The following is a 10,821-nucleotide window of genomic DNA, read 5'->3' as shown; positions in this document are numbered from 1 at the left end:
GACGCAGTACGAACTGGATGAGTTCACTACGAGCAAATCCCATGTTGTCGAGATTCTGCTGTACGCAGCGTTGCTGTCGCTGTTAGTGAGCCGTGATTTGTTGGATCTGCTCACCGTTGTCGCAGATGACGAGATCGTGTTTCCACCAGAACGCTGGGCGGCGACCTTCCGGTCGCACGCCCAGCTCCTCCTCCACGAGTTGGGTGAGTACCTCGGTTACTCGCCGCCACCGCTGTTAGAACGACTGATCGAAGATGCGCAGAAGATTCACCAGCAACGACCGATCTTACAAGAGAGACTCGTTACCGCTACACAACCTAGAGGTGAGGCTTAGCTAAAGACCAATGCTTTCGCGACCATTATGCGGTTCTAGAAACGTTCAAGTATTTTGGTCTCTGAGCCCGCGCAAGTGCGTTTTAATCGCTACTACGACGTATTCCGGAATAATTAATTGAAGACTTCTTCAACTAATTAGCAATGGCACGAGAGACAGACCGGCTTCGCCGGTATCTCGACGACGAAATCGAGGGGTGTCGCAGCGAAGATGTCGAGCGGCGACTCGACGAACTAGAGACCCTCGACACAGCGCTCGGGGAGGCCCACCTGGGGGCCGAACTGGACGTCCTCTCGGCGCTTGCAAACGAGACGCGGTACAGGCTGGTCCGGACACTCGTCGCTGCGGGGGAAGAACTCTGTGTCTGTGAGCTACAGTCCGTCGTCGACGTGACCGAGAGCGGGCTGAGTCACGCGCTCTCGGCGCTCGCCGAGGCAGGCCTTGTCGACGGACGCAAAGAGGGGCGCTGGAAGAAGTACCGAGCGACAAACCGCGCAGTCGCGCTCGTGACGGTACTCGACGGGTGTGTGAGCGATGAGTGAGGTCCACGAACACGGACCGAACTGCGGCTGTGAGAGCTGTGGCGACCCCCGGTCGATGGACGTTCTCGACAAGTACCTCACCGTCTGGATTTTCGGCGCGATGGCGGTCGGTGTCGGGCTGGGCTATCTCGCGCCGTCGGTGACCCAGCCGATTCAGGACCTCCACCTCGTCGAAGTCGGACTCGTCGCCATGATGTACCCGCCGCTTGCGAAAGCCGATTACTCGCAGCTTCGGGCCGTGTTCAGCAACTGGCGCGTCCTCGGGCTGAGTCTCGTCCAGAACTGGCTCATCGGCCCGACGCTGATGTTCGGGCTCGCCGTCTTCTTTTTCAGCGGGCTCGTCCCCGGGCTTCCGGCACGACCGGAGTACTTCCTCGGGCTGGTCTTCATCGGGATGGCGCGCTGTATCGCGATGGTGTTAGTCTGGAACGAACTCGCCGAGGGGTCGACCGAGTACGTGACCGGGCTGGTCGCGTTCAACAGCCTCTTCCAGATTGTTACGTACGGGGCCTACGTCTGGTTTTTCGGGCTGTTTCTGCCGCCGCTGCTCGGGATGGAGACGCTCGTGGCCGGCATCGAGACGTTCGACGTGACGCCGATGCAGGTCTTCGAGGCAATCGTTATCTTTCTCGGTATCCCGTTTGTCGGCGGCTTTCTCACGCGATATGTCGGGACGCGCTCGAAGGGTACGGAGTGGTACGAGGACCAGTTCGTCCCGACGGTCGACCCGCTCACGCTGGTCGCGCTGTTGTTCACCGTCATCGTAATGTTCGCCACACAGGGCGAGAACATCGTCGCTGCGCCCGGCGATGTGCTCCTGATTGCGGTCCCGCTGACGATTTATTTCGTCGTGATGTTCCTCGTCAGCTTCGGGATGGGGAAAGGAATCGGTGCGGATTACTCGACGACGACTGCCATCGGGTTCACCGCTGCTTCGAACAACTTCGAGCTAGCAATCGCGGTCGCGGTCGCGGTGTTCGGCGTCGGCTCCGGGGTGGCTTTTACCACGGTGGTCGGGCCGCTCATCGAGGTGCCGGTCCTGCTCGCGTTGGTCAACGTCGCCCTGTTCTTCCAGCGCAGATTCGACTGGAGCGGTGCCACGACTGGACAGCTCTCCACCGAGACAGACGCGACACTGGAAGACGATTGACAACCATGACACAACACAGCGACGACGAGCCGACACGCATCGCTTTCGTCTGTGTCCAAAACGCCGGCCGGTCGCAGATGTCTGTGGCCTTCGCGGAACACGAGCGGGAGCGGCGCGGCCTCACAGACCGCATTGAGATTCTGACCGGCGGAACCAGCCCCGCAGAGAGCGTTCACGAGCCTGTCGTCGAGGTGATGGACGAGGCCGGGATTGATATCGCCGACCGGACGCCACGACAGATTACGACCGCGGAACTCGAGACCTGTGACTACGTCGCGACGATGGGCTGTTCGACACTCGACGTTAGCGATGTCAGTGAAGCGGTCGAAATTCGTGAATGGGCGCTCGAGGACCCGGATGGTACCGACCTCGGCCGTGTCCGCGAAATCCGCGACGAAGCCGAACAGCGCGTCGCTGCCCTGTTCGACGAGCTTGCCACGACAGCCTGACCCTCCGCGAACGTGCAACAGTAAAGTGTCCATGCCGCCGACATACCGGTATGAGCGAGACGGACATCGACGACGTGGACCGGGCGATTCTGTACGCGCTTCAGGAGAACGCCCGAAACATGTCCTCCGGCGACATCGCAGAGCGAACCGGGACTTCGGACAGCACTGTCCGCAAGCGTATCCAGCGCCTCGAAACCGACGGCGTAATCAAGGGCTACAGCGCCGAGGTCGACTATCAGCGGTCGGGGTATCCGCTCCGGATGTTGCTCTACTGCACTGCGTCGATTCCCGAACGTGGCGACCTCATTCCAGAGATACTCGCCATCGACGGCGTTGTCTCTGTACAGGAACTGGTCACCGGCGAGCAGAACCTCCTCGTGACGGCCGTCGGAGAAACCGACGACGACATCACGCCTGTTGCACAGGAACTCCTCGAGATGGGGCTCACCGTCGCCGACGAAGTCCTCGTCCGGAGCCACGAGACGACGCCGTTCGGCGGATTCAACGCCACCGACAGCTAACAGAGTACGCGTTCGACATCCATCGCACCCGCGCGGCGGACGACCGCCGCGACGGGGTCGACAGCGCCCGCAAGGTTGTCCGAACCGCCGTCGATGACGGTCAGTGCCGCCCGCTTTCCGGGTTCGATAACGCCACAGTCCAGCCCTGCAATCTTTGCACCGGCAGTCGTCGCCATCCGCAGCACCTCTGTCGGCGTTACGTCGAACACGTTCGAAGTGTAGGCCATCTCACGGAACATCGACGGCGGGTTCAACATCACGTTGTCCGTTCCCAGTGCGACTGTCGTGTAGTCCAGAAGGTCCCGAATCGGAGGCTTCCCGACGCCGAGAACAGCGTTCGCACGCGGGCAGACGGCAATCGGAACCGACTGGGCGGCGACGCGGTCGAGGTGTTCCTGGCGAGCGTGGACCATGTGGACCAGGAGGTCGGGCTCTAAATCGAGCGCCGGGTGAATATCAGTCGCGTCTGGTTCGCCGGCGTGGATGGCAAACGGAACGCCGCGGTCCCTGCATGTGGCCCGCTCGTCCCCGAAATCGTCGTCGTTCGCGCCGCTGGCCCCGTAACCGTCTGCGATGTCGAGGACTTCGGTCTCGTCGCTCCCGAAAATGAACGGGTCGATAGCCAGCGACTCTGCGGCATCACGGAGTGCACGAGTGCCCGTGGTCCCGAACTCTCGGAAATCGAGCGTCGAAACAGTGCCGGTCTGTTGCATGAACCGGAGCGTCTGCTCCATCGCCTGGACGAGTTGGTCGCGGTCTACCTCGGAGAGTCGGCGGTGTTTCAGGCTATCTGGCGGCACAACCGCCTCCTCCAGCGAGAGACCGACGGCCGCCTCTTTAGCGACAGAGTCTCCCAGGTGTGTGTGCGCGTTGACGAACGCAGGAACCACGATGTTGTTCGACGCCGTGTCTGTCGGCTCGACAGCGGTAATACGACCGTCTTCGACGACGACGCGACCCTCTACGGCCTCGAAACCGGACCCAGCCAGAATCGTCCCCTCTACCGTCTCCATACTAGAAGCGGGATGTAGGTAACAATATGTCTTTATATTCTATACTCACGAACGATTCGGTATATTTATACCCGACACGAGCAAGTGATTCAGTAGTGATGGCCACTGTCGCCGACCGCAGTGGCACAGTCGCCGGCTGACTGCACTCGTGTGGTCTGGCGGCCCGCTGTCGACGCAGATGTCTGTTCGCCTTCTCCTCTTAGCTCACAGCGCCGAGACTCTTCAGTATAACTAATATGTTCGATTAAAGCTCTAAAGTGAACAATTTGGTAATATAGATAGATTTAATACACATAATGTTCGTATAGAGTAATAACGATGACCGAGTTCGTGGCTGCAGGTCAAACACACCGGGGGACACGGCACTCGGTCGTGACAGACAAACGATGACAGGCAAATCAGAGACGACGACGACGGTGGCACAGCTTCCGAGGCCGGATGGCTCACGCTCGCCGGTTTCGGCAACGCTGACGCGGCTGGTCTGGCTCCTCTGGGCGGCCAGTCTGGGTGTATTGGGGTTGTACGTCCGGCGCGGCGGACCGTGGGAGGTCGGCGGACTGGCTGCGGTCGATGGGTTGACCGTCGCGATGTGGGTCACGGTCACATTTTTCAGTGGCATCGTCCACAGCTACTCCCGGCGGTACATGGCCGGGAGCAAGACGATAGACGGCTTCTTCGCCCGCGTGTTCGCGTTCACGCTCGTGGTGATGGCGCTGGTCGCGGCCGACAGTCTCGTCCTCTTTGCTCTGTGCTGGGCGCTGATGGGGCTCGTCATGGCCGAGCTAATCGGCAACAGCCGGGGATGGCCACAGGCACAGGCCGCGGCATCGGTCGCGCGACGGTACTTCCTCGGCGGTACGGCCGCACTGGCCGTTGCTCTGGGAACGCTCTGGTATCACACCGGCTCGACCACTGTCTCGGAACTGGCGTCGTCCGTCGAGAGTATCTCGACCCCCGTCGTGTTGTTCGCCGCGGGTGGCTTTCTGGTCGCGGCGATGGCGCAGTCTGCACTGGTCCCGTTTCATACGTGGCTCCTCTCCTCGATGACGGCCCCGACGCCCGCGTCGGCGTTGATGCACGCCGGCTTCGTCAACGCGGGCGGGATTTTGCTCGTCCGGTTCGCGCCGGTCGTGACCGTCGAGCCGGGATTCATGCTCGTGGTCGTTCTCGTCGGCGCGGCCAGCGCACTGTTCGGAAAGCTGTTGAAGACCGTCCAAACGGACGTCAAAACGAAGCTCGGCTGCTCGACAGTCGGTCAGATGGGCTTTATGATTGTGCAGGCGGGGCTTGGCTTCTTCGGTGCCGCGCTCGCACATCTCCTCTTGCACGGGTTCTACAAGGCGTATCAGTTCCTCTCTTCGGGGAGTCAACTCGAACACAAAAGCCCGACAAAAGACGGACGCGGCGCGGCGGGAGTCGCTGGGGGCCTCGTGGTCGTTGCGACGGCACTCGCTGGCGGTGTGCTCTTTGCGTTCCTGACCGGCAAAGGGACGAAACTCGACAGCGGACTCCTGCTCACGCTGCTGGTCGTACTGACTGTCCTGCACGCGGCCCGCGAACTCGCCCGTGACCCGGCACTCCCCTCCTGGATTCGCTACGGTGGCGTTCCGCTCGTCGCGCTCCCTGCAATCGCACTCTATGCGGCCGTGTACGAGGCCACCACGGCCCTGCTCTCAGACCTTCCCGCGACCGGAGAGCCGGCGGAGCTGACGGCCGTTCACGTCGTCGTCGCCCTCGCCTTCGTCGTCGCGTACGTGGCCATCGAACGCGGCCTCTATCAGCGCAGCCAACGGCTGTACGTCTGGCTGGTAAACGCCAGCCAACCCCCGGCGGAGACGCTTCTCACCTCGACGGAGGAATACAATGAGTACTGAGTCCGCAATCCACGAGAGTATCGAGCGGGCAGCACAGACAGTCGGCTCGGTCTGGCCGCTTCACTCGTTTGTGACGGCGAACCCGCTGGCCGGCTTCGAGGACCGGCCGTTCCATGCGGCCGTCGACGACGCCGAGCGACTGCTCGGCGGTGACGGGTACCCTGACCCAGCCCTCTTCCGGGCGGCACTTGAGGCCGACCGCATCGACACCGAGATACTCCGAGAGGAACTCGCGGCACACGGATACGAGAGCGACCCCGAGAACTCACTCGAACGGATGGCCGACACGACGGCAGCCGACACGGCGGAGGCGGCTCTCGAGACAGAGCGGGTCGACGCCGTGGTGACGAAGTGGCTGGCGGCGTTTCTCGACCAGGGCCAGGCCGACTGGTCGATGCCCGACCGCGAGGCGGGCTTTTATCAAGCGTTCCGGAGTGTCGCACCACACGACAGCGCGATTCCCGACGCGGCCGCCGACCTGCCCGACGAGCCAGTCGAGGCAATTCAGGACGCGCTGGCCGAGAGCCCCGTTGGCGAGTGGGAGACGGTCTTTCGCGCCCAGTTGGCCGCGCTTCCGGGCTGGACCGGCTTCATCAAACAGCGCGTCGCCGACGACGACGCCTGGCAGTCGGCCTATCCGATAACGTTGGCCGGCTATCTCGCAGTCCGGCTGACGCTGGTCGACTGCTTCGACGCGCCGGTCGTTCCCGAAGCGGTATCCGACGACGCCGAGGACGAACGCGACGTGCCCCGTCCCGAGTGCTGGCTGCGCGCCTGGGAGCGCAGCTACCGCGACGAACTCGTCGACCCCCTGACCGACGCAAGTGCCACTCTTGGCGACGACACGGGCACGCGCCCGGACGCCCAGTTGGTCTTCTGTATCGACACACGCTCTGAGATACTCCGCCGGCATATCGAAGCGGCTGGCGACTACGAGACACACGGCTACGCCGGCTTTTTCGGCGTTCCGATGCGCTATGACGGGTACGGCACCGATGTGACCGTCGATGCCTGTCCGCCGATTCTCGACGCAGAGCACCGTATCGTCGACCGGCCTGCGACGACCCAAGAGACGAAAGGCGTCTACGACCGGTGGCAGGCGACGCTTCGTACCACGAAACAGGCAATCAAACGCCTCGAATCGAACGCCGCGACCGCGTTCAGCTTCGTCGAGAGCGCCGGTCCGGGATATGGGGTCGCTCTCGCGGCGCGGACACTGCTCCCCCGTCGTGTCTACGACCTGGTTTCGGGTGCCGACGAGCGCGTCCCCGACGGCCACGAGTTCTGTGAGCCGACCGTCGACTACGACCCAGACACAGACCACGCGCTGCCTGCCGGCCTCACCCACCAGCAGAAAGTCGAATACGCCGCCACGGCCTTCGAGCTCATGGGCTGGGAGGAGTTCGCTCGTGTCGTCGTCTTCACCGGGCACGCCAGCCAGACCGCGAACAACCCGTTCGATTCGAGCCTCGACTGTGGCGCCTGTGCCGGCAATCCCGGGGGACCGAACGCCCGCGTGCTCGCGGCCATCTGCAACGACGAGGCCGTCCAGTCAACACTCAGAGAACGCGGCATCGAGATTCCAGAGGACACCGTCTTCGTCGCCGGTGAACACAATACGACGACCGACGAGGTCGAGTTGTACGCCGACGACGTTCCCGCCTCTCACGAGGACGCCATCGAGCAACTCCGCACGGACCTCGCGAGCGCCCGGGCAGATGCCGCCACAGAACGCGCCCGTGACATGGGTGCTGACGGAGAAGCGGGCATCCGCGAAACCGAGCGCCGGGCGGCCGACTGGGCCGAGACGCGCCCGGAGTGGGGGCTGGCAGGAAACGCCGGGTTCGTCGTCGGTCCTCGGGACCTCACCGACGGCATCGACCTCGACGGCCGGTCGTTCCTCCACTCGTACGACTGGTCGACCGACCCCGACGGCAACGCCCTCGAAGCCATCATGGCCGGCCCGATGGTTGTCACGCAGTGGATTAACACGCAGTACTACTTTGCGACCGTCGACAATGCGGCCTACGGCAGCGGGTCGAAAGTCACACACAACGCCGTCGGTAACATCGGCGTCTACCAGGGCAACGGCGGCGACCTGATGACGGGACTGCCCTCGCAGTCGCTGATGAGTGCAGACGACGAGCCATACCACCAGCCCCTCCGACTCTCGACGGTTATTCACGCGCCGGTCGAGCGCGTGACCGAGATACTCGCGGCGAACGAACGGCTCCAGTCGCTGCTTGACAACGACTGGCTCTCGCTGACTGTCGTCGACCCCGAGCAAGACCACCGGGCGTTCGAGTACACTGCTAACCTCGAGTGGACGCCGCTCTCGACGGAGGCGAAGACACCAGAGACAGCGCCGACGGTCACTCCTGACGACTAGACCGGGACGCTATTTTTCGCTCTCGCGTTCGGGGTCGTAGCTCGCGAACCACGAATCGAGGGTTTCCAGCCGGTGGATTGCCCGGTCCGGGTCGCCGACGTTGTGGTGTTCGTCGGGATAGATGACCAGTTTCGCGTCGATGCCCTGCTTGCGGACGCTCACGTAGAGCTGTTCGGACTGGCTCGGGGGACACCGATGGTCGTTCTCGCCGGCAGTCACCAAAAGCGGCGTCTCGACGTTCTCGACCTCGGTGATAGCCGAGGCCTCGTCGTATGCCTCGGGGTTCTCCCAGGGGAGTCCGAAGTCGGCTTCGAGCCAGTTCTGTGAGTCGTCGGTGCCAAACGACGACCGCAGGTCGTAGATGCCGTGTTCCGCCGCGGCGGCGGCCCACCGGTCGTCCTGGGTGACGAGGTAGCCGGTGTTGACACCGCCCTGAGAAAAGCCCGTCGGGAAGAGTCGGTCTGGGTCGGCCCACCCCCGGTCGAGGAGTTCGTCGACGCCCGCGAGCAGGTCGGTGACCTCGTGGATCCCCCACTCGCCGTTGAGCGACTCACAGAACGCCCGGCCGTAGGAGGTCGAGCCGTGGTAGTTCACCCTGAACACCAGATACCCGCGGGAGGTGAAGTAGGCGTTCTGGAAGCGGAATCCGGGCGCGTCGTAGGTCATCGGCCCGCCGTGAATGTTGAGTATCAGGCCGCGCTCGTCGGGGTCCTCGGGGTCGAAGTCGTCGGGGTAGTACAGCAGTCCTTCGACCTCGTCGCCGCGTGCTCCCTCGAAGCGGAGCCGTCGACAGTCGGGAACCTGGTGGTCGTCGAGAAACTCGTCGTTGACGCCGGTGAGTCGCGTCCGCTCGGCATCACCGGCGGTCAACTCGTCAACTCCGAGGGCGAACAGGTCCGCCCCCGCCGTCGGCACAGACACCTGGAAGACGAGCGTTCCACCGCCAAGGTCCATCGTCCCCACCGTTTCGAGGCTGTCCTGGCGCTCGTAGACCCGCTCTGGGCCGCCCTCTCTGTCACACCGGAGAAAGCGTGTCTGCCCCTCGTCGCCGATGAGCGTTACCAGCGTCTCCTCGTCGACCCACTGCGGGGCGACGCGGCCGAGCGTTCTATCTATCCCGTCTGTGACGGTCCAGAACTCCGTGCCGTCTGTGACACACAGCTCCGTCGGCACGTACCAGTTGTCCGGCCGTCGGGCGGTGAAGGCGAGGTGCTCTCCGTCGGGACTCCAGACCGGGCTGGCGGCCGCGTGGTCGCTTTCGGTCAGCTTGCGGCGGTCCTCGCCCGCGGGGTCGATTGTGTAGATGTCCGTGACGTAGCTGTCGTCGGGCCACTCTGTGTGGCTGGCGACGTAGGCGATGCGGTCGCCGGGCCCCCAGGCGGGCTGGAGGCCGCCGGGACTGCCGTGGCCGCCGTCGTTTGCCTCGTCGATGCGTTCAGTCTCTCGGCTCGTGACGTCGACGACGAAGAGGTAGCTGGTCACCTCGTCGAGATAGCCTGTGCCGTCGTATTTGTGCTGGAGACGCTCGACCTCGATTGGGCCGTTGTCCTCGCGCTGGTCGAGATACGCCTGTTCCTCCTCGGTCGGGTCCCGGGCGGCGACGACGAGCCGGTCACCGTCTGGTCCCCAGTCGAACGCGGAGACGCCTTCTTCGTGGTCGGTGAGCTGGCTCGCGTCCCCGCCGAGTTCCATATCGAATGCCCAGACCTGCGGCTTCGGGTCGCCGGCACCTGCACTGTCTTCCTCGTCTGTGTCACCCTCCGCGTCAGCCGTCTCGTCGGGGTCGTCACTCTCGTCTTCGTTGTGGCCGACACGGAGGTCGGGGTCACGCTCGCGGGTCGCGACGAACGCGAGCATCGACCCGTCTGGACTCCAAGCGGGGCTCGACCCATCCGAGGCACGCGTCAGTCGGTGTGGCTCCCGCGAGCCGTCGGTCGGGGCGACCCACAACGAGTTGACCGACTCCTCCTCGTCGGGGTCGTACTCCTGTGTGAGAAAGGCGACGCGCTCGCCGGTCGGCGAGACGGCGGCGTCGCGTATCCGTGTGATATCGTAGAGTGCGTCAGCGGCTAGCATGCATTTCCTCGTGGTCGCAGTATCTTATAATCGTTCCCACTCTGGTATCACGAAACGTCAGGCGTTTACTCACGGCAACGCAACGGCAGTTATGGACGGCGAAATCTCTGCTGACGAACTGCAGTCGCTCCTCGAAGACGACGCCGCGACGGTTGTCGATATCCGAAATCCGATGGCATTCAGTCACGGCCACATCCCGGATAGCCTCAATATCCCGCTGGAGTCCCTGCCCCGAGAGGTCGAGCAACTCCGCGACGCCGACCGCGTGGTGACGGTCTGTCCCCACGGGAAAGCAAGCGTCCGGGCGGCCCGGCTCATCGCTTCCTTCGAGGGATTCGAGGGGCGTGTCGACAGCCTTGCGTGTGGCATCACCGGCTGGGACGGGCCGACTACGAGCGAGCAAGACGAAAGCTCCTCCGCTGCCCCGTTTTAGCGCCGCTCGGCGGAGCGACACCTCTTTGAGTCCCCTTCCG

The 10,821-nt window shown here is 63.5% G+C and carries 9 protein-coding genes and 1 pseudogene; 8 read left to right on the top strand and 2 right to left on the bottom strand.

Features of this window, described 5'->3' with window-relative positions:
• The 5 genes and pseudogenes from BLR34_RS09980 to BLR34_RS09960 all read left to right on the top strand — a co-directional run.
• Positions 1-334 (top strand): annotated as a pseudogene (locus BLR34_RS09980) (IS4 family transposase); the annotation flags it as partial.
• A 143-nt stretch (positions 335-477) separates the two neighbouring features.
• A complete protein-coding gene (locus tag BLR34_RS09975; protein WP_092702542.1) occupies positions 478-876 on the top strand; it encodes an ArsR/SmtB family transcription factor in 399 nt (132 codons plus the stop codon).
• On the top strand, positions 869-2,026 hold the full coding sequence (gene arsB, locus BLR34_RS09970; RefSeq protein ID WP_092702540.1) for an ACR3 family arsenite efflux transporter: 1,158 nt from the start codon (positions 869-871) through the stop codon (positions 2,024-2,026). The genes BLR34_RS09975 and arsB overlap by 8 nt, the downstream gene beginning before the upstream one ends.
• 5 nt (positions 2,027-2,031) lie before the next feature.
• Positions 2,032-2,475 carry an arsenate-mycothiol transferase ArsC gene (locus BLR34_RS09965; RefSeq protein ID WP_092702538.1) on the top strand — a complete coding sequence of 148 codons (444 nt, stop codon included), beginning with the start codon at positions 2,032-2,034 and terminating at the stop codon, positions 2,473-2,475.
• 50 nt (positions 2,476-2,525) lie between these two features.
• The gene (locus BLR34_RS09960) at positions 2,526-2,996 is read left to right on the top strand and encodes an Lrp/AsnC family transcriptional regulator (RefSeq protein ID WP_092702536.1); all 471 of its coding nucleotides are present in this window, start codon (positions 2,526-2,528) and stop codon (positions 2,994-2,996) included.
• Here BLR34_RS09960 and BLR34_RS09955 read toward each other — a convergent pair.
• Positions 2,993-4,009 (bottom strand): amidohydrolase family protein, encoded by a 1,017-nt coding sequence (locus BLR34_RS09955; protein WP_092702534.1) that lies wholly within the window; start codon positions 4,007-4,009, stop codon positions 2,993-2,995. The two genes, BLR34_RS09960 and BLR34_RS09955, sit on opposite strands and share 4 nt — an antisense overlap.
• Before the next feature lie 386 nt (positions 4,010-4,395).
• On the opposite strand from BLR34_RS09955, the gene BLR34_RS09950 reads away from it, so the two are divergent.
• Together BLR34_RS09950 and BLR34_RS09945 are read left to right on the top strand one after the other, a co-directional pair.
• A complete protein-coding gene (locus BLR34_RS09950) occupies positions 4,396-5,883 on the top strand; it encodes a proton-conducting transporter transmembrane domain-containing protein (RefSeq protein WP_092702532.1) in 1,488 nt (495 codons plus the stop codon).
• Positions 5,873-8,272 carry a DUF2309 domain-containing protein gene (locus BLR34_RS09945; RefSeq protein WP_092702530.1) on the top strand — a complete coding sequence of 800 codons (2,400 nt, stop codon included), beginning with the start codon at positions 5,873-5,875 and terminating at the stop codon, positions 8,270-8,272. The genes BLR34_RS09950 and BLR34_RS09945 overlap by 11 nt, the downstream gene beginning before the upstream one ends.
• A 9-nt stretch (positions 8,273-8,281) precedes the next feature.
• Here BLR34_RS09945 and BLR34_RS09940 read toward each other — a convergent pair whose 3' ends face one another.
• Positions 8,282-10,348 (bottom strand): S9 family peptidase, encoded by a 2,067-nt coding sequence (locus BLR34_RS09940; RefSeq protein ID WP_092702528.1) that lies wholly within the window; start codon positions 10,346-10,348, stop codon positions 8,282-8,284.
• A gap of 91 nt (positions 10,349-10,439) precedes the next feature.
• Between BLR34_RS09940 and BLR34_RS09935 the strand changes: the two genes are divergently transcribed.
• Positions 10,440-10,781, top strand: a complete 342-nt coding sequence (locus tag BLR34_RS09935) for a rhodanese-like domain-containing protein (protein ID WP_092702526.1) — start codon at positions 10,440-10,442, stop codon at positions 10,779-10,781.
• The last annotated feature ends 40 nt before the right edge of the window (positions 10,782-10,821 follow it).

Origin of the sequence: Halovenus aranensis (assembly GCF_900100385.1) — an archaeon.
Lineage (GTDB): Archaea > Halobacteriota > Halobacteria > Halobacteriales > Haloarculaceae > Halovenus > Halovenus aranensis.
This window is presented reverse-complemented; position numbering and strand designations above follow the sequence as displayed.